The sequence below is a fragment of the Streptomyces sp. MMS24-W38 genome (genome assembly GCF_059889265.1).
Genome location: NZ_JCBCPP010000001.1, coordinates 6,698,373 through 6,716,986, shown reverse-complemented (window position 1 = coordinate 6,716,986; position 18,614 = coordinate 6,698,373). Strand labels below are relative to the sequence as shown.

The 18,614-nt window shown below is 71.6% G+C and carries 12 protein-coding genes, 1 tRNA gene and 1 pseudogene; 5 read left to right on the top strand and 9 right to left on the bottom strand.

Annotated elements, in window-relative coordinates:
* Positions 1 to 54 precede the first annotated feature (54 nt).
* Together AC6F7H_RS29505 and AC6F7H_RS29500 are read left to right on the top strand one after the other, a co-directional pair.
* A complete protein-coding gene (locus AC6F7H_RS29505) occupies positions 55 to 546 on the top strand; it encodes an Lrp/AsnC family transcriptional regulator (protein WP_500760376.1) in 492 nt (163 codons plus the stop codon).
* Positions 547 to 578: 32 nt separating this feature from the next.
* On the top strand, positions 579 to 2,267 hold the full coding sequence (locus tag AC6F7H_RS29500; protein WP_500760374.1) for a DUF885 domain-containing protein: 1,689 nt from the start codon (positions 579 to 581) through the stop codon (positions 2,265 to 2,267).
* Between the two features lie 9 nt (positions 2,268 to 2,276).
* On the opposite strand, the gene AC6F7H_RS29495 is transcribed toward AC6F7H_RS29500, so the two are convergent.
* The 9 genes and pseudogenes from AC6F7H_RS29495 to sucC form a co-directional block, all read right to left on the bottom strand.
* Complete coding sequence (locus AC6F7H_RS29495) at positions 2,277 to 3,122, bottom strand: SDR family oxidoreductase (protein ID WP_500760371.1); 846 nt, start codon at positions 3,120 to 3,122, stop codon at positions 2,277 to 2,279.
* A 113-nt stretch (positions 3,123 to 3,235) separates the two neighbouring features.
* Positions 3,236 to 3,310, bottom strand: a pseudogene (locus AC6F7H_RS29490) (hypothetical protein); the annotation flags it as partial.
* Positions 3,311 to 3,355: 45 nt separating this feature from the next.
* Positions 3,356 to 6,349 carry an AAA family ATPase gene (locus AC6F7H_RS29485; RefSeq protein WP_500760368.1) on the bottom strand — a complete coding sequence of 998 codons (2,994 nt, stop codon included), beginning with the start codon at positions 6,347 to 6,349 and terminating at the stop codon, positions 3,356 to 3,358.
* Complete coding sequence (locus tag AC6F7H_RS29480; RefSeq protein WP_500760365.1) at positions 6,346 to 7,509, bottom strand: exonuclease SbcCD subunit D; 1,164 nt, start codon at positions 7,507 to 7,509, stop codon at positions 6,346 to 6,348. Before AC6F7H_RS29480 ends, AC6F7H_RS29485 begins: the two co-directional genes overlap by 4 nt.
* Before the next feature lie 184 nt (positions 7,510 to 7,693).
* Positions 7,694 to 8,946 (bottom strand): IS3 family transposase gene (locus tag AC6F7H_RS29475; RefSeq protein ID WP_500760362.1). Its coding sequence is split into 2 segments (ribosomal slippage): positions 7,694 to 8,664 and positions 8,664 to 8,946, totalling 1,254 coding nucleotides; the frame shifts between segments, so codons are not numbered across the junction.
* Between the two features lie 413 nt (positions 8,947 to 9,359).
* Positions 9,360 to 9,447 (bottom strand) — tRNA-Leu (locus AC6F7H_RS29470).
* Between the two features lie 132 nt (positions 9,448 to 9,579).
* Positions 9,580 to 11,121 (bottom strand): aldehyde dehydrogenase family protein, encoded by a 1,542-nt coding sequence (locus tag AC6F7H_RS29465; protein ID WP_500760360.1) that lies wholly within the window; start codon positions 11,119 to 11,121, stop codon positions 9,580 to 9,582.
* A 77-nt stretch (positions 11,122 to 11,198) separates the two neighbouring features.
* Positions 11,199 to 12,083: a succinate--CoA ligase subunit alpha gene (sucD, locus tag AC6F7H_RS29460; protein ID WP_500760357.1), complete on the bottom strand. Its 885-nt coding sequence runs from the start codon at positions 12,081 to 12,083 to the stop codon at positions 11,199 to 11,201.
* Positions 12,084 to 12,094: 11 nt separating this feature from the next.
* Complete coding sequence (gene sucC / locus AC6F7H_RS29455) at positions 12,095 to 13,225, bottom strand: ADP-forming succinate--CoA ligase subunit beta (RefSeq protein WP_500760355.1); 1,131 nt, start codon at positions 13,223 to 13,225, stop codon at positions 12,095 to 12,097.
* A gap of 214 nt (positions 13,226 to 13,439) precedes the next feature.
* On the opposite strand from sucC, the gene AC6F7H_RS29450 reads away from it, so the two are divergent.
* Genes AC6F7H_RS29450 through AC6F7H_RS29440 form a run of 3 tightly spaced genes read left to right on the top strand, consistent with a single transcriptional unit; the run spans position 13,440 to position 18,572 of the window.
* Positions 13,440 to 15,122 carry a thiamine pyrophosphate-binding protein gene (locus tag AC6F7H_RS29450; protein ID WP_109376653.1) on the top strand — a complete coding sequence of 561 codons (1,683 nt, stop codon included), beginning with the start codon at positions 13,440 to 13,442 and terminating at the stop codon, positions 15,120 to 15,122.
* Positions 15,123 to 15,133: 11 nt separating this feature from the next.
* Entirely contained in the window at positions 15,134 to 16,366 is a 1,233-nt protein-coding gene (gene frc, locus AC6F7H_RS29445) for a formyl-CoA transferase (RefSeq protein ID WP_500760352.1), read from the top strand.
* Positions 16,367 to 16,370: 4 nt separating this feature from the next.
* Complete coding sequence (locus AC6F7H_RS29440) at positions 16,371 to 18,572, top strand: acetate--CoA ligase family protein (RefSeq protein WP_500760349.1); 2,202 nt, start codon at positions 16,371 to 16,373, stop codon at positions 18,570 to 18,572.
* Positions 18,573 to 18,614 lie beyond the last annotated feature (42 nt).

Sequence of the window (18,614 nt, the reverse complement as noted above, 5' to 3'; positions counted from 1 at the left end):
AAGGGTGAACACAGGAGGGGGTGTCGGCGGAGATCTCCGTGCTACGTTCGGCCCATGGCTGAATCCGTCGTACTGGATCCGGTGGACCTGCGTCTGCTGGGGTTGCTGCAGAACGACGCCCGGACGACGTACCGGGACCTCGCCGCGCAGGTCGGGGTCGCGCCGTCGACCTGCCTGGACCGGGTGACCCGGCTGCGCCGCTCCGGCGTGATCCTCGGGCATCGGCTGAAACTGGACCCGGCCAAGCTGGGGCGGGGACTTCAGGCACTGCTGTCGGTTCAGGTCAGACCGCACCGGCGGGAGCTGGTGGGACCGTTCGTGGAGCGGATCAGGGCGCTGCCGGAGTCGCTGACCGTCTTCCATCTGACCGGACCTGACGACTATCTGATCCATGTCGCGGTCGCGGACATGACGGATCTGCAGCGGCTGGTGCTGGACGGGTTCACCTCGCGGCGGGAGGTCGCGCGCGTGGAGACCCGGCTGATCTTCCAGCAGTGGGACTGCGGCCCGCTGCTGCCGTCTTCGCCCTCGGCTCAAACCGGGTGACGGGCGGCGGGCCGCGTACCAGGATGGTCCGCATGTCACAGACCAACAGCCCACTGCCCCGCGAGGTCGCCGACGCCTACGTCGACGAGCTCATCGCCCTCGACCCGGTCACCGGTACGTATCTCGGCGTGCAGGAGAGTTCCAGCCGTCTGCCCGATCTCTCGCCCGCGGGCCAGGCGGCGCTCGCGGAACTCCAGCGGGCCACGCTCGCCCTGCTCGACGAGGCCGAGGCCCGGCCCGGCGCGGACAGCGGCATCGAACGCCGCTGCGCCCGGCTGCTGCGGGAGCGGCTCACCGCGGAGATCGCCGTGTACGAGGCCGACGAGGGGCTGCGGTCGGTCGGCAACCTGGGCACGATCGCCCACGCGGTGCGCGAGGTGTTCACCGTGACACCGACGCAGACCGAGGAGGACTGGGCGGCGGTCGCCGAGCGGCTGCGCGCGGTGCCGGCCGCGCTGGCGGGCTACCGGGAGTCCCTCGCACTCGGCCTGGAACGCAAGCTGTACGCGGCGCCGCGTCCGACCGCCACGTTCGTCGGGCAGCTCACCGAGTGGGCGGACACCGGCGAGGGCCGCGGCTGGTTCGAGGACTTCGCCTCGGCGGGACCCGACGCACTGCGCGCCGAGCTGGACGAGGCCGCCCGCACCGCGACCGCGGCCGTGGTGGAGTTGCGGGACTGGATGCGCGACGTGTACGCGCCGACGATCGAGGGCTCCCCCGACACAGTGGGCCGGGAGCGCTACGCCCGCTGGGCCCGGTACTTCAACGGCACCGACCTCGACCTGGACGAGGCGTACGCCTACGGCTGGGCCGAGTACCACCGCCTGCTCGGCGAGATGAGGGAGGAGGCCGAGAAGATCCTGCCTGGTGCCGAGACGCCGTGGGTGGCGCTCGCGCACCTCGACGAGCACGGCCGGCACATCGAGGGCGTCGAGGAGGTCCGCGAGTGGCTCCAGGGCGTGATGGACCGGGCGATCGAGTCCCTGGACGGCACCCACTTCGAACTCGCCGAGCGGGTACGGAGGGTGGAGTCGCGGATCGCCCCGCCGGGCAGCGCGGCGGCGCCGTACTACACGCCTCCGTCGGAGGACTTCTCGCGGCCGGGCCGCACCTGGCTGCCGACCATGGGACTGACCCGCTTCCCGGTCTACGACCTGGTGTCGACCTGGTACCACGAGGGCGTCCCCGGCCATCACCTCCAGCTGGCGCAGTGGGCGCACGTGGCCGAGGACCTGTCCCGCTACCAGGCCTCCGTGGGCATGGTGAGCGCCAACGCGGAGGGCTGGGCGCTGTACGCGGAGCGGCTGATGGACGAGCTCGGTTTCCTCGCGGACGCGGAGGAGCGGCTGGGCTACCTGGACGCGCAGATGATGCGGGCCGCCCGGGTCATCGTGGACATCGGCATGCACCTGGAGCTCGAGATCCCGGCGGACTCGCCCTTCCACCCGGGCGAGCGCTGGACACCGGAGCTGGCCGAGGAGTTCTTCGGGGCGCACAGCAGCCGTCCCGCGGACTACGTGGAGAGCGAACTGACCCGCTATCTGACGATCCCCGGCCAGGCCATCGGCTACAAGCTCGGCGAGCGGGCCTGGCTGCTCGGCCGGGAGAACGCCCGCAAGCGGCACGGCGACGCCTTCGACCCCAAGGCGTGGCACATGGCGGCACTGTCCCAGGGCTCGCTGGGCCTGGACGACCTGGTGGACGAACTGTCGGCGCTGTGAGCCGTGCCGTCAACGCCGAAAGCCGCCCTCTGAGTCGATGACCTGCCCCGTGACCCAGCCCGCCTCATCCGTGGCCAGCCACGCGATGAGGCGGGCTGGGTCGTCGGGCATCCCCCACCGCCCGCCGGGGAAGCGCGCGGCGACGGCCTCGTAGGCGTCGCCGGTCAGGTAGTCCGTGTCCACCGGGCCGGGGTTGACGGTGTTGACCGTGACGGCGTGCTCGGCGAGCGTGGTCGCCAGGGAGCGGGTGATCGAGGCGAGCGCGCCCTTCTGCAGGGCGTAGGCGATCTCGCCGGGCATGCCTCCGGCGATGTCCTGGCCGGACGTCATCATCACCACGCGTCCGCCTGGCGTGCGCGGCGGCAGGGCGGCCCGGTGCCGGGCGTGGGCCTGGACGAGCAGCAGCACCGAGCGGGTGTCGACGGCCCAGTGCGCGTCGAGCATGGCGGCGTCGACGGTGTCGAGGTCGCCGTCGGAGCCGCTGAGGGCGTGGTTGGCGACGAGGATGTCCAGCCGCCCGCCGAGTGCGGCGGCTGCCCGGTCGAGGAGTTCGGCGGGCACGGACGGGTCGGAGAGGTCACCCGGACCGGCGGCCACCCGCGCCGAGGGGTCGCCGAGGACCTCCCGTACGGAGGCGATCACGTCCTCGGTACGGTCGGCGCCCCAGGGCATGGCGGCGTCGTGCGGGACGTGATGGTGGAGGTAGACGCTCGCTCCGTGGGCGGCGAGACGGCGGGCCACGGCGTGTCCGATGCCGCCGCGTCGGCTGGCCCCGGTGACCAGCGCGGTCCGGCCGCGCAGGGGCAGGGGGTCACGGCGAAGCGCTTCGGGGGCGGGGTGCGGGAGCTTGGGCATGGTCGCCCATGATGAGGGGCGCCGACGGCCGGCGCACGTGAATATCCCTGCCGGACCAGGGCCGTGGAGTCGCCCACCGGGAGGAGTCCGACGGGTCCGTCCGCCTCACGGGCCCGGTCGTGGTCGGAGGCCGTCTCCTCGTCGTCGGCGCCCGTCCGGAACGGCAGCACCGTCTCCGGCACCGCCATGAGGGGGCCGCCGCCCGATTCCACCGGTGTGCCCACGGGTTCGGCTCAGGTGACGCCGTGCTGCCGCAGCGTCGAGCCCGACCGGCCCTTCACCACTTCGAGTTGGGCGTGGACCCGGCGACGCAGGTCGGCGACATGGCTGACGATGCCCACGCTGCGGTCGCGTTCGCGCAGCGAGTCCAGGACGTCCAGGACCTCGTCGAGCGTCTGGTCGTCGAGGCTGCCGAAGCCCTCGTCGATGAAGAGGGTGTCCAGCCGGACCCCTCCGGCCTCGTCGGTGACGACGTCGGCGAGTCCGAGCGCGAGGGCGAGCGAGGCGAAGAAGGTCTCGCCGCCCGAGAGGGTCGCGGTGTCCCGCTCCCGGCCGGTCCACGCGTCCACGACATGCAGTCCGAGGCCGCTGCGCCCGCGTCCGGTGCGGTCGTCGGAGTGCACCAGGGTGTAGCGGCCGGAGGACATGCGGTGCAGCCGGGCGGTCGCCGCGGCGGCGACCTGCTCCAGGCGGGCGGCCAGGACGTAGGACTCCAGGCGCATCCTGCGTTCGTTGTCGGCCGAGGTGCCCGCGGTGAGGCCTGCCAGGCGGGCCACCCGGTCGTACTCCTCGCGCAGCGGCGCCAGCCGGCGCGCCGAGGCGGTGGCCCGCGCGGAGAGCCGGTCGAGTTCGGCGCAGCGGCGGGCGGCGGCATCGCGTGCGGAGGCCGCCTCGCGCGTCCTGCGGTCCGCGTCCTCGGCGGTGCGCTGTGCGGCGGTGAGGTCGGCGGGGGGCTGCTGGGCGGCGGCCGCGGTGCCCGGCTCGGCGAGCACCGCGCGTACGGCGGCCTCCTCCTGCTGCCAGGCCTCCAGCCGGTCCCGCAGTTCGCGGTGGGCGGCCGCGTCGAGGAGTGCCTCGGCCGCCGCCCGCGGGGTGGCGAAGCCGGCCCGGAAGGCGGCGTCGGCGAGTCGGCCGTCGGCCTCCTTGAGCCGCTGTGCGGTGCCTTCGGCGACGCGGGCGGCGTCGGCGGCCTCGGTGAACTGTGCGGCGCGTCGCTCCAGTTGCGCGGCGCGCGCGGCCACGCTGTCCGCGTCGCCCCGCGCCTGCGTCAACTCCTCCTCCAGCACCGCCTGTTCATGGTCCAGCCGCTCCCGGTGGCCCGCCCGGGCGGCGGTCCGGACCGCCGCCTCCCGCTGGGCGGCGACGCGTCGTTCACGTTCGTGTTCCGCCTGGCGCAGCTGTTCCTGGGCGGAGTGCAGAACGGAGGCGGCACCCCGGGCCTGCGCGTACCGCCGTTCCAACTCCTCCACCTCTTGGGCGAGGTGAGCGGCCGACGTGTCCCCCGCCTCCGCTCCGGCCGCGGCCAGCGCCTCACGTACGGCGCCGAGGCGGCCTTCCTGGTCGGCCCGGTGCTCCTCGGCGCCCTGGTGGGCGGCCAGGGCCCGCTCCTCCGCCTCGCGGTCGACGTGGCCGGCGACCTTGCGGGCGGGGGCGGGGTGTTCGGTGGCCCCGCAGACGGCGCAGGGGGCGCCGTCGGTGAGGCCCGCGGCGAGTTCGGCGGCGATGCCGGCCAACCGCTGTTCCTTGAGGTCGAGCCAGTGCTGTTTGGCCTCGAGTGCCCGTTCCCGGGCCGCGCGGGCCTGTTCGGCGGCGTCCTCGGCGTCCTCGGCCAGCTGGTCCCGCAGCCGTGCGGCGGTCAACCGCTTGTGCGCGGGGTCGCGTTGCACGGCGAGCTCACCGGCCCGGGTCGCGGCCTCCTGTGCGGACTCGATACGGGCCTGGAGGCCGGTGCGGGTCTCCTCCCAGCCGGTGAGCCACGCCTCGGACTCGTCGAGCACGTCGTCGTCGGCCCGCTCCTGGCAGTCCAGGTCGGCCCGCTCCTCGAGGAGTTCCGTGAGCCGCCGCTCGGCGCGGCGGGCCGACGCCAGCCCGCCCAGCTCCTCGGTGGCCCGGCGTGCGGCGGCCGCGAGCCCGGCCGTACCCGCGTCCCTGAGGGCCGGGGGCAGCAGGGCGCGGGTGCGCGCCTCGGCGTCGGCCGCCCGCCGGTGTTCGGCGTCGGCGGACTCCCGCAGTTCCAGGGCGGGGGCGACCGTCTCGGCCTTCCGGGACCGGTCCAGACGCGACTGTGCCTCCTGCCGGGCGTCGGCCCGCTCCGCCAGCCGTGCCGCGCGCTGCCGTGCCTCGGCGAACCGCCGCTGCAGCCGGTCCCGTTCGCGTACGTCGTCCAGTGACCGGTCGGCGGCGGCCTGGGCGGACTCGGCCGCGGCGAGGCGGCAGTGGGCGACGGTGAGCTGTTCGCGGGCGGTGCTGCGGGCCACGGCGGCCGCGCTCAACACGCTCTCGGCCAAACCCGGTTCGCCCGGCACGAGGTCTGCCGGCTCCATGGCCCCGTCCGCGGCCTGCTGCATCCGGTGCGCGTCGGCGAGCAGTTCGGCGTCGCCGTCCCGTACCCGGGACTCGGTGGCACGGCGGCGTTCGGCCAGGTGCTTCTCCATGTCGGCGAAGCGGCGGGTGTCGAAGAGCCGGCCGAGCAGTTTGCCGCGCGCCTCCGCGTCGGCGCGCAGGAAACGCGCGAAGTCGCCCTGGGGCAGCAGGACGACCTGGCAGAACTGCTCCCGGCTCATACCGAGGAGCTGGGTGATCTCCTCGCCGATCTCCTGGTGGGAGCGGCTGAGGTCCTTCCAGGACCGGCTCGCCGGATCGTATGCGCGCAGCCAGGTCTGCGCCTTGTCGAGGGTCGTGCCGGTGCCGCGCTTCTTCGGGCGCTGCCAGGGCGGCTGCCGGATGACTTCCAGCCGACGGCCGGCGACGGTGAGTTCGAGGGTGACCCCCGTGCGGGTGGCGGGGGCGGCGTGGTCGCTGCGCAGCGTCATGCCCTGCCCGCTCTGCCGGGCCCCGGGGACGGAGCCGTACAGCGCGTAGCAGACGGCGTCGAGTATCGAGGTCTTGCCGGCGCCGGTGGGGCCGTGCAGCAGGAAGAGGCCCGCGGCGGAGAGTTCGTCGAAGTCGACGGTCAGTGAGCCGCCGAAGGGACCGAAGGCGGTGATGTCGAGCCGGTGCAGCCTCATCGCGCCACCTCGTTCGCGGCCTCGGCGGCGCGGACCGCGTCGACGGTGTCCCACAGGACGGCCCGCTCGTGCTCGTCGGGGCCGGTGCCGCGCACATGGGCGACGAAGTCCTCGGCGATCTGCTGGTCGTCGCGGCCGGCGAGGCGCCGGGCGTAGGACACCGCCGGGTCGTCGGGCGCGCGTTCGGGTTCGAAGAGGAGGCTCAGGATGTGCGGGAAGCGTTCGGTGAGCCGGGCCATGGGGTCGGCGGGGCGGACCGGGTCGGTGAGCGTGGCCTCGACCCACGCCTCCCGGTGCCGCGCGAGGGCGGGGTCGGCGAGCAGTTCCTCCAGGGTGCCGCGGATCCGGGCGAGGGCACGCGGCACCGGGCAGTCGAGCCGCTCGGCGGTGACCGTTCCGTCGGCGGCCAGGTCGACGAGCCACATGCTCTTGCGGTGATCCGTCTCCGAGAAGGAGTACGGCAGCGGAGAGCCGGAGTAGCGCACCCGCTCGGTGATGGTCTGACAGCCGTGCAGATGGCCGAGCGCCACGTAGTCGACGCCGTCGAACACTCCGGCGGGCACGGCGGCGACCCCGCCGACGGTGATGTCCCGCTCACTGTCGCTCGGTGCGCCGCCGGTGACGAAGGCATGCGCGAGGACCACGGACCGGGTGCCGCGCGGGCGGGCGGCGAGGTCGGCGCGGACCCGGTCCATGGCGGCCGCGAGCACTGCCTCGTGGCCTGCCTTCTCCACTCCGAACTCGTCCTTGACCAGCGCCGGTTCCAGATAGGGCAGCCCGTAGAAGGCGACCTCCCCGTGCGCGTCGGACAGCATCACGGGGGTGCCGCTCGCCGAGGGGTCGGTCCGCAGGTGGATGCCCGCGCGCCCGATGAGTCCGGCACCGACGCCGAGACGGCGGGCCGAGTCGTGGTTCCCTGAGATCATCACGGTCGGCACACCGAGGCCGGCGAGGCGGTGCAGGGCGTCGTCGAACAGCTCCACCGCGGCGAGCGGCGGCACCGCACGGTCGTACACGTCTCCCGACACGACCACCGCGTCGACGGCGTGCTCGCGCACGGTCGCCACCAGGTGGCCGATGAACTCGGCCTGGGCACCGAGCATGCCGACCCGGTGGAACGACCGGCCGAGGTGCCAGTCGGAAGTGTGCAGCAATTTCATGAAATCGCTCTGACCTTCACGTTTGCCCCTACTACGTCTCTGAAACCAACACGAACCAGCACGGGCTCGCCACCAACACCCATCACGCTAACGCCTGTCGCCCCCTGATCCGTCACTGACCTCACATCACCCCAAGCAAATGTGCTGCGGCCTGCCCTGAACTGCCCCGGGTTCGGTAGAGATCTCAGATTGTGGTTGTGACCTGGGGTTTCGTGGATTCCATGTAGTGGTTGGCCTCGTATTCGACGGGCGGGACGTGGCCTGTCTCACCGTGCAGTCTGCGGTGGTTGTACCAGTCGACCCACTCGGCGGTGGCCAATTCCACCTGGGAGAGCGTCTTCCAGGTCCGCTGCGGTTTGATCAACTCGGTTTTGTACAGGCCGATCGTCGATTCCATCAGGGCGTTGTCGTAGGCGTCGCCGACCGAGCCGATGGAGGCGGCGATGCCGGCGGCGTCCAGATGCTCGGCGAGCTTGAACGATGTGTATTGCGACCCGGCGTCCGAGGGATGGATCAACTCGCCTGATCGAATTGGGCGTTGGTCGCGGTCGCGTTGCCAGACGGCCATCTCCAGAGCGTCCAGGACGAAGACGGTCTCCTTCACGGTGGCCGCCGACCAGCCGACGATCCGACGGGAGAAGGTGTCCACGACGAAGGCGACGCAGACGACGGCGGACCATGTCTTCACGTGGGTGAAGTCCGCCACCCGGCACCGGTTCGGAGCGACGGCGACGAAGTGGCGGTCGACCAGGTCGGGGGCCCGCTCGACCTGCCCGCCGGGGATCGTGGTGATGACGCGCTTGCCGCGGACCGCGCCCTGGATGCCGAGCTCGCGCATGAGACGTTCGACGGTGCAGCGGGCCACCGCATGTCCCTGCCGGTTCAGCTCGCGCCAGATCTTCCGGGCACCGTAGACGCGGTAGCTGGACGTGTAGACCTCCTGGATCCGCTCCTTGAGCTCCTCGTCGCGCACGGAACGGGCGGAGGGGGTTTCGAGGCGTTTCTTGTGGGCGTAGTACGTGGAAGGGGCGATCTTGCAGTCGTGCCCGGTGAGCGTCCTGCAGATCGGCTCGACGCCGCCGAAGCGGTCCTGGTGCTCGTCGATGAACGCTACGAGCGCGTGTGTGGCCGGTCGAGCCCGGCCGCGAAGAAACCCGCCGCGGCCTTCAGGATCTCGTTGGCCCGCTTGAGCTCGGCGTTCTCCTTCTTCAACGCCTTGAGCTGGGCGGACTCCTCCGTCGTCGTCCCCGGCCGCCTCCCCGCGTCGATCTCGTGCTGCTTCAGCCAGTTCCGCAGTGTCTCGCGGGAACCGATGCCGAGCTTGTCGGCGACCGCCTGCAGGGCGGCCGTCTCGTTCGGGTAGTCGTCGCGCACCTCGGCGACCATGCGCACCGCACGTCGGCGCAGCTCAACCGGGTAACGGGAAGGTCGTGCCATGACTCGATCCTTTCATGAAATCGAGTCTCCATTCGAGCCGGGGCGGTTCAGGGCATCCAGCCCCGCAAAGCCAGCACGCAGAGCGCCGCAACCCAACCCGATGAGCCCTCCGACCCGCCCCAGGCGCGACCGCTTCCGACCGAGCAGGTCGAGCCTCCGCCACGCGAGTGACACACCCCCGCCGCGTTCCGCCCCCTGAAAACCCCACATGCCTGCGCCACGGCTACCAGCCGTCGCGCAGGCATGTCCTGTTTCCGCAGGTGAGAGGCGCAGCACCTGGACCGCCACCGCCCCACCCCCTCACCGAGCCGATCACGAGACTCGAAGGCCCCAGGAACGACGAAATACCGGCGAGTAACATGACTCGGCCGGTATTTCGTGAACGTTTCGGGACGATCTCGTGAACGTCCCCGTGGTGTCCGAGGGGGGACTTGAACCCCCACGCCCGATAAAGGGCACTAGCACCTCAAGCTAGCGCGTCTGCCATTCCGCCACCCGGACCAGGTGTGTGCCGCCTTGTCAGGGGCGTTCCCCTCGGCGACGTGGACAACCATACCAAGGTTTCGCAGTGCCTTTCACCTGCGTTTCCGTGCCCCGGGCAGGGGTCCGGACCTGCCCGGGGCACGGGACTCGTCAGGGCATGAGGTGGTACTCCGGGAAGTTGCCCGGCAGCCGCTCCCCCGCCGGGCCCTGCGTCACGGCGCGGACCAGCAGCTCGCCGCCGACGAACGCGCCGCGCCAGGAGGCGCCGAACCCGCCGAACAGTTCGTCCCGGTCACCGCGGGAGCGCGGGGTGCCGTGGCCGACCTTGAAGGCGCGGATCTGCGGGGCGAGCCGGTCGTAGGTGGCCCGGTCGTCCGTGGACAGCGTGGCCACCAGCGCGCCGTTGGACGCGTTCATGGCGGCCAGCAGTTCCGCCTCGGTGTCGACCAGGACGATCGTGTCGACCGGCCCGAACGGCTCCGCGTGGTACAGCGGCGACGACGGGGGCGGGTCCAGCAGCGTGACGGGCTGGACGTACGCCGAGGTGTCCTGGCCGGGCAGGAAGCGGGCGTCCGCCTCGTCGCCGTGGTGCAGCGGTACGGCGCCGCGCTCGACGGCCTCGGTGACCTGGTCGCGCAGTTCCTTCGCCTTGGCCGCGTTGATCACCGGCCCGAAGTCCAGCCGCGGGTGGGGGTCGTCGGGGTGTTCCACGGCGAGCGGGTGGCCGATCCTGAGCGTGCGCACCGCGGGGAGGTACGCGGCCAGGAACTCGTCGAACAGCTGTCGCTGGACGACGAAACGCGGATACGCCGTGCAGCGCTGCTTGCCGTAGTCGAAGAGCTTGGGGACCACCGCCGCGAGCGCGTCCCAGTCCGAGTGGTTCCAGATGCCCCAGGTGTTGAGTCCCTCCTGTTCGAGGATGTGCCGCTTGCCGAGGTCGGCGACGGCCGTGGCCACCGCCGCGCCCGTGTCGCGACCGCCGACGAAGGAGACGCAGCCGATCTCGGGCGCCCGCAGCAGGGCCTCCGACAGCTCGCCCCCGCTGCCGCTGACGAGGGTCACGGGGATCCCCTCGCGGGCGGCGAGCGCCGAGGCCAGGGTCAGGCAGGCGACGCCGCCGTCGGTCGGGGTCTTGGCGATGACCGCGTTGCCCGCCAGTGCCTGGACCAGCAGGGCGTGGACGAGCACGCTCATCGGGTAGTTCCAGCTCGCGATGTTGGACACCGGTCCGTCCAGCGGGGCCCGGCCGGCGACCATGGCGTCGATGCCGTCGACGTACCAGCGCACGCCGTCGATGGCCCGGTCGACGTCCGCCTGGGCGAGCCGCCAGGGTTTGCCGATCTCCCAGACGAGGAGGAGGGCGAGCAGTTCACGGTGCTCGGTGAGGGCGTCCAGGGTGGCGGCGACGCGGGCGCGGCGTTCCGGCAGCGGGACGTGCCGCCAGGCGCGGTGCTGGTCGAGCGCGGCGCGTACGGCGTCCTGGGCGGTGGCCCGGTCCAGGCGCGGCGGGCCGACGACGGGGCTGCCGTCGACTGGGCTGACGGCGGGCAGCGTGCTGCCGTCGGCCTGCCAGGCGGCGTTCCAGAGGTTGAGGACGCGGTCGTCCCGGAAGGCCTCGGAAGCGACGGCGAGGCAGCGTTGCCAGGCGTCGGTCCAGGAGGTGCCGGCTTTGAGGGTGAGGGTGGATGCCATGCGGTTCTCTCCGCTCTCGGTGCACAGTCGAGAGGAGGGGGCCCGTGGGGCCGCCCTTGGCTGGGGTTCGCTCTTGGTCACCGTCCGGCTTCGAGGACGGCGAGTACGTGTCGTGCCGTTTCCGTGGGTGTGCCACCCACCCGGACGCCGACGGCTTCCAGGGCGTCCTGCTTCGCCTGTGCCGTGCCCGAGGAGCCGGAGACGATCGCGCCCGCATGGCCCATGGTACGGCCCTCCGGTGCCGTGAAGCCCGCGATGTAGGCGACGACCGGCTTGGTGACGTGCTCGCCTATGTAGGCGGCCGCGCGTTCCTCGGCGTCGCCGCCGATCTCGCCGATGAGGACGACGACGTCGGTGTCGGGGTCGTCCTGGAAGGCGGCGAGGCAGTCGATGTGGGTGGTGCCGACGACGGGGTCGCCGCCGATGCCGACACAGGTCGAGAAGCCGATGTCCCGCAGCTCGTACATGAGCTGGTAGGTGAGCGTGCCGGACTTGGAGACCAGTCCGATGCGGCCCGGCTTGGTGATGTCGGCGGGGATGATGCCGGCGTTGGACTGTCCGGGGGTGATCAGGCCGGGGCAGTTGGGGCCGATGACCCGGGTGCCCTTCTGCCGTGCGTACGTGGTGAAGGCGACGGAGTCGTGGACGGGGATGCCCTCGGTGATGACGACGGCGAGGCCGATGCCGGCGTCGGCCGCCTCCACGACGGCGGCCTTGGCGTGGGCGGGCGGTACGAAGACGACCGTGACGTCGGCCCCGGTCGCCCGCGTGCCGTCGGCGACCGATCCGAAGACGGGCACGACCCGCTCGTCGAAGTCGACGGTCCGGCCTGCCTTTCGGGGATTGACTCCGCCGACGACGTTCGTGCCGGCGGCGAGCATCCGCCGGGTGTGCTTCATGCCCTCGCCGCCGGTCATGCCCTGGACGAGGACCTTGCTCTCCTTGGTGAGGTGGATCGCCATGTCCCGTCTCCTCAGGCTGTGGTGGCGAGTCGGGCCGCGCGGCCGGCGGCGTCGTCCATCGTGGTGGCCTGTTCGACCAGCGGGTGAGCGCGATCGTCGAGGATGGCGCGGCCCCGGGCCGCGTTGTTGCCGTCGAGGCGCACGACGAGCGGTTTGGTCAGCCGGACGGTGTCCAGGGCGCGGACGATGCCGTCGGCCACCGCGTCGCAGGCGGTGATGCCGCCGAAGACGTTGACGAAGACGGATTTCACGGCCGGGTCGGAGAGGATGACGGACAGTCCGTCCGACATGATCTGCGCCGACGCCCCGCCGCCGATGTCGAGGAAGTTGGCGGGGCGGGCTCCGCAGCCGGCGACGACGTCGAGGGTCGACATGACCAGGCCGGCGCCGTTGCCGATGATGCCGACCTCGCCGTCCAGTTTGACGTAGTTGAGGCCCTTCGCCGCCGCGGCTGCCTCCAGCGGGTCGTCGTGGACCGAGTCCTCCGCTCCCCACCGGGCCTGCCGGAAGCGGGCGTTGTCGTCGAGGGTGACCTTGCCGTCGAGGGCCATGATCCGTCCGTCGCGCGTGCGGACGAGCGGGTTGACCTCGACGAGCAGGGCGTCCTCGCGGACGAGGACCTCCCAGAGCCGGACGAGGACGTCCACGGTCTGCGGCGGGAGGCCCGCCGCCTCGGCGATGCGGGCCGCGGTCGCCGAGGTGACGCCCTCGGCGGGATCGACGGGGATGCGCGCGACGGCCTCGGGGCGGGTGGCGGCGACCTCCTCGATGTCCATGCCGCCCTCGGCGGAGGCGATGGCGAGGAAGCGGCCGGCGGCGCGGTCGAGGACGTAGGAGACGTAGAACTCGTCCTCGATCTCCACGGGCTGGGCCAGCATGACCTTGCCGACCGTGTGCCCCTTGATGTCCATGCCGATGATCTGGCGTGCCGTCAGTTCGGCGGCGGCCGGGTCGGCGGCGATCTTCACTCCGCCCGCCTTGCCGCGTCCGCCGGTCTTGACCTGCGCCTTGACGACGACGCGGCCGCCGAGCCGGCGGGCGATCGCGCGGGCTTCCTTGGGCGCGTCGGTGACCTCGGCCCTCGGCACCACGATGCCGTGTTCCTCGAAGAGCTGCCTTGCCTGGTGTTCGTACAGGTCCATCTCGGCTCCTGTCTGCGAAGTCGCCGGAAGGTCGCTGGGAGAAGCCGGAGTCCGGCGGGGGAAAAGTGCCGCACACCCCCTGGACACCACTCATGGGATGCGGGATAACAAGCTTCATACAGTATTCGTCGACTGTATGCAATGTACTGCAAGAGCGGTACGCGAGCAGCACGCGAGAGCGTTCCCACCCCCTATGAAGGGACAGGACTTCGCCATGCCCGACGACACACAGGACCTGATCTCCGGCGGTCACCTCGTCGCCAAGGCCCTCAAGGCCGAGGGCGTCGACCGCATCTACACGCTGTGCGGCGGCCACATCATCGACATCTACGACGGCTGCGTGGACGAGGGCATCGAGGTCGTCGACGTACGTCACGAACAAGTGGCCGCGCACGCGGCCGACGGCTACGCACGGATCACCGGCAAGCCCGGCTGCGCGGTCGTCACCGCGGGCCCCGGCACCACCGACGCCGTCACCGGCGTCGCCAACGCCTTCCGCGCCGAGTCGCCGATGCTGCTGATCGGCGGTCAGGGGGCCCTGACCCAGCACAAGATGGGGTCCCTGCAGGACCTGCCGCACGTCGACATGATGAACCCCATCACCAAGTTCGCGGCGACCGTGCCGGACACGGCGCGTGCGGCGGACATGGTGTCGATGGCCTACCGCGAGTGCTACCACGGCGCGCCCGGCCCCTCCTTCCTGGAGATCCCGCGCGACGTACTGGACGCCAAGGTCCCGGCGTCCACGGCACGCGTGCCGCGGCAGGGCGCCTACCGCGCCTCGACGCGCTCGGCCGGCGACCCCGAGGCCGTCGAGAAGCTCGCCGACCTGCTGACGCACGCCGAGAAGCCGGCGATCCTGCTCGGCAGCCAGGTGTGGACCACCCGGGGCACCGAGGCGGCCACCGAACTCGTCCGCACCCTCAACATCCCCGCGTACATGAACGGCGCGGGACGCGGCACCCTGCCGCCCGGCGACCCGCACCACTTCCAGCTGTCGCGCCGGTACGCCTTCTCCAACGCCGACGTCATCGTGATCGTCGGCACGCCCTTCGACTTCCGCATGGGCTACGGCAAGCGGCTCTCCCCCACCGCGACCGTCGTGCAGATCGACCTCGACTACCGCACCGTCGGCAAGAACCGCGACATCGACCTCGGCATCGTCGGCGACGCGGGGCTGGTGCTGAAGTCGGTGACCGAGGCGGTGTCCGGGAGGATCAACGGCGGTGCCTCCCGGCGCAAGGAGTGGCTGGACGAGCTGCGCGCGGCCGAGCAGACCGCGCTGGAGAAGCGGCTGCCGCAGCTCAGGTCGGACGCCTCGCCCATCCACCCCTACCGGCTGGTCAGCGAGATCAACGACTTCCTCACCGAGGACTCGATCTACATCGGGGACGGCGGCGACATCGTCACCTTCTCCGGGCAGGTCGTCCAGCCCAAGTCGCCCGGCCACTGGATGGACCCGGGCCCGCTGGGCACCCTCGGCGTCGGTGTCCCCTTCGTGCTCGCGGCCAAGCAGGCGCGGCCCGACAAGGAGGTCGTCGCCCTCTTCGGCGACGGCGCCTTCTCCCTGACCGGCTGGGACTTCGAGACCCTCGTCCGCTACGACCTGCCCTTCGTCGGCATCGTCGGCAACAACTCCTCGATGAACCAGATCCGTTACGGCCAGGCCGCCAAGTACGGCAAGGAGCGGGAGCGGATCGGCAACACCCTCGGCGACGTCCCGTACGACCAGTTCGCGCGGATGCTGGGCGGTCACGGCGAGGAGGTCCGCGACCCCGCCGACATCGGCCCCGCGCTGCGCCGGGCCCGCGAGTCGGGCAAGCCGTCCCTGATCAACGTCTGGGTGGACCCGGACGCGTACGCCCCCGGAACCATGAACCAGACGATGTACAAGTGAGGTGAACGCCCATGACTGCCAAGGCACTTGACGGCATTCGCGTTCTGGACATGACGCACGTCCAGTCCGGGCCCTCCGCGACCCAGTTGCTGGCCTGGCTCGGCGCGGACGTCGTCAAACTGGAGGCCCCGACCGGGGACATCACGCGCAAGCAACTGCGCGACCTCCCGGACGTCGACTCCCTCTACTTCACGATGCTCAACTGCAACAAGCGGAGCATCACCCTCAACACCAAGACCGAGCGCGGCAAGGAGATCCTCACCGAGCTGATCCGGCGCTCGGACGTCATGGTCGAGAACTTCGGACCGGGCGCCGTCGACCGGATGGGCTTCACCTGGGACCGCATCAAGGAGATCAATCCACGGATCGTCTACGCCTCCATCAAGGGGTTCGGCGAGGGCCCGTACACCGGATTCAAGGCGTACGAGGTCGTCGCGCAGGCCATGGGCGGGTCGATGTCGACCACCGGTTTCGAGGACGGACCGCCGCTGGCGACGGGGGCCCAGATCGGGGACTCGGGCACGGGCATCCACGTGGTGGCGGGCATCCTCGCCGCGCTGTTCCAGCGGGAGCACACCGGGCGCGGGCAGCGGGTGAACGTGGCCATGCAGCACGCGGTGCTCAACCTCTGCCGGGTGAAGCTGCGCGACCAGCAGCGCCTGACCCACGGTCCGCTCGCCGAATATCCCAACGAGGACTTCGGCGACGAGGTTCCCCGGTCCGGAAACGCCTCCGGCGGCGGGCAGCCCGGCTGGGCGGTCAAGTGCGCGCCGGGCGGACCCAACGACTACGTGTACGTCATCGTGCAGCCCGTCGGCTGGAAGCCGATCAGTGAGCTGATCGGCCGGCCGGAGCTGGCCGATGCCCCCGAGTGGGCGACGCCCCAGGCCCGGCTGCCCAGGCTGGGCAAGATGTTCCAGCTGATCGAGGAATGGTCCTCGACGCTGCCCAAGTGGGAGGTGCTGGAGCGGCTGAACGCGCACAACATCCCGTGCGGGCCGATCCTGTCCACCAAGGAGATCATCGAGGACGCCTCGCTGGCCGCGAACGAGATGGTCGTCACCGTCCCGCACCCCGAGCGCGGCGAGTTCGTCACCGTCGGCAGCCCGCTGAAGCTCTCCGACTCCCCCGTCGACGTGGTCGCCTCCCCGCTGCTCGGCGAGCACAACGAAGAGGTGTTCGTCGGCGAACTCGGGATCGGCGACGAGGAACTGCGTCTGCTCAAGTCGAACGGAGTGATCTGACGTGATGGCCGAGGACCGCACGCTCCGGGTGCGCGCGCTGCTCGACGCGGTGCGCGCCGACGGGCGCACCGCCCTCACCGCGCCCGAGGGCAAGGTGCTGGCGGACGCGTACGGGATAGCCGTACCGGGTGAGGAGTTGGCGACGGACGTCGAGGAGGCCGTGGCGTACGCGGCACGGTTCGGCGGGCCCGTCGTGATGAAGATCGTCTCACCGGACATCCTGCACAAGACCGACGCCGGCGGTGTGATCGTCGGTGTGGAGGGCGCGGCCGATGTGCGGGCGGCGTTCTGCCGGATCGTGGAGAACGCGCGCGCCTACGACCCCGCCGCCCGGATCGACGGTGTGCAGGTGCAGGAGCTGCTGCCGCAGGGGCAGGAGGTCATCGTCGGCGCGGTCACCGATCCGACGTTCGGGAAGGTGGTGGCGTTCGGTCTCGGCGGGGTGCTCGTCGAGGTGCTCAAGGACGTCACCTTCCGGCTCGCGCCGGTGGAGGCCGACGAGGCGCTGTCGATGCTGGACTCGATCCGGTCGGCGGAGATCCTGCGCGGGGTGCGCGGCCGGGCGGGCGTGGACCGGTGGGCGGTCGCCGAGCAGATCCGCCGGGTGTCGCAACTCGTCACGGACTTCCCGGAGATCGCCGAGGTGGACCTCAACCCGGTGATCGCCACCCCGGACGGGGCCGTCGCCGCGGACATCCGCGTGATCCTGTCCACCGAGCCGCCGAGGGAGCGCCGTCAGTACTCGCGCGAGGAGATCCTGACCTCGATGCGGCGGCTGATGCAGCCGCGTTCGGTGGCCGTGATCGGCGCCTCCAACGAGGGGGGCAAGATCGGCAACTCGGTGATGCGCAACCTCGTCGACGGCGGTTTCGCCGGGGAGATCCATCCGGTGAACCCCAAGGCCGATGACATTCTGGGCCGCAAGGCGTACAAGAGTGTCACGGACGTCCCCGGTGAGGTGGATGTGGCGGTCTTCGCGATCCCCGCCAAGTTCGTGGCCACGGCACTGGAGGAGGTGGGGCGCAAGAAGATCCCGAACGCCGTCCTCATCCCCTCCGGGTTCGCCGAGACCGGTGAGCACGAACTCCAGGACGAGATCGTGGCGATCGCCGAGCGGCACGGCATCCGGCTGCTCGGGCCCAACATCTACGGCTACTACTCGACCTGGCAGGACCTGTGCGCCACGTTCTGCACGCCGTACGACGTCAAGGGCGGGGTCGCGCTGACCTCGCAGTCGGGCGGCATCGGGATGGCCATCCTGGGCTTCGCCCGCACCACCAGGACGGGTGTGTCGGCGATCGTCGGGCTGGGCAACAAGTCGGACCTGGACGAGGACGACCTGCTGACCTGGTTCGGGGAGGACCCGCGCACCGACTGCATCGCCATGCACCTGGAGGACCTCAAGGACGGGCGGGCGTTCGTGCGGGCCGCGCGGGAGACCGTGCCGAAGAAGCCGGTCGTGGTGCTGAAGGCGGGGCGTACGGCGGCGGGCGCGAAGGCCGCGGGCTCGCACACCGGCGCCCTGGCGGGTGACGACGCCGTGTACGACGACATCCTGCGGCAGGCCGGTGTGATCCGCGCGCCGGGCCTGAACGACATGCTCGAGTACGCGCGCGCGTTGCCGGTGCTGCCCACCCCGAAGGGCGACAACGTCGTGATCATCACGGGGGCGGGCGGCAGCGGGGTGCTGCTGTCGGACGCGGTGACGGACAACGGGCTGTCGCTGATGGAGATCCCGCCGGATCTGGACGCGGCGTTCCGGGCGTTCATCCCGCCGTTCGGGGCGGCCGGCAACCCGGTGGACATCACCGGGGGCGAGCCGCCGTCGACGTACGAGGCGACGATCCGGCTGGGTCTCGAGGACCCGCGCGTCCACGCGCTGGTCCTCGGTTACTGGCACACGATCGTCACGCCTCCCATGGTGTTCGCCGAGCTCACCGCGCGGGTGGTGGCCGAGTTCCGCGAACGGGGCATCGAGAAGCCGGTGGTGGCGTCGCTCGCGGGTGACGTGGAGGTCGAGGAGGCGTGCCAGTACCTCTTCGAGCGGGGGGTCGTGGCGTACCCGTACACGACCGAGCAGCCGGTGGCCGTGCTCGGCGCGAAGTACCGCTGGGCGCGTGCAGCGTCAAAGCTGGGGGCCGAAAGCCCCTCCGATAGGGCGGTGGCGGGCGACGGGCGGGATGTTGGGGGGCGGTTCATGAGGTGAGTGAACCGGGGGGCCGGCCGACGGTGCGCGTCGGCCGGCCCC

Bases quoted from the DNA above. Each gene is read 5' to 3' on its own strand.
- AC6F7H_RS29500 (WP_500760374.1), top strand. From the start codon at position 579: ATGTCACAGACCAACAGCCCACTGCCCCGCGAGGTCGCCGACGCCTAC.
- AC6F7H_RS29485 (WP_500760368.1), bottom strand. From the start codon at position 6,349: ATGAGGCTGCACCGGCTCGACATCACCGCCTTCGGTCCCTTCGGCGGC.
- AC6F7H_RS29465 (WP_500760360.1), bottom strand. From the start codon at position 11,121: ATGGCATCCACCCTCACCCTCAAAGCCGGCACCTCCTGGACCGACGCC.
- sucC (WP_500760355.1), bottom strand. From the start codon at position 13,225: ATGGACCTGTACGAACACCAGGCAAGGCAGCTCTTCGAGGAACACGGC.
- AC6F7H_RS29450 (WP_109376653.1), top strand. From the start codon at position 13,440: ATGCCCGACGACACACAGGACCTGATCTCCGGCGGTCACCTCGTCGCC.
- AC6F7H_RS29440 (WP_500760349.1), top strand. From the start codon at position 16,371: ATGGCCGAGGACCGCACGCTCCGGGTGCGCGCGCTGCTCGACGCGGTG.
- sucD (WP_500760357.1), bottom strand. From the start codon at position 12,083: ATGGCGATCCACCTCACCAAGGAGAGCAAGGTCCTCGTCCAGGGCATG.
- AC6F7H_RS29505 (WP_500760376.1), top strand. From the start codon at position 55: ATGGCTGAATCCGTCGTACTGGATCCGGTGGACCTGCGTCTGCTGGGG.
- AC6F7H_RS29495 (WP_500760371.1), bottom strand. From the start codon at position 3,122: ATGCCCAAGCTCCCGCACCCCGCCCCCGAAGCGCTTCGCCGTGACCCC.
- frc (WP_500760352.1), top strand. From the start codon at position 15,134: ATGACTGCCAAGGCACTTGACGGCATTCGCGTTCTGGACATGACGCAC.
- AC6F7H_RS29480 (WP_500760365.1), bottom strand. From the start codon at position 7,509: ATGAAATTGCTGCACACTTCCGACTGGCACCTCGGCCGGTCGTTCCAC.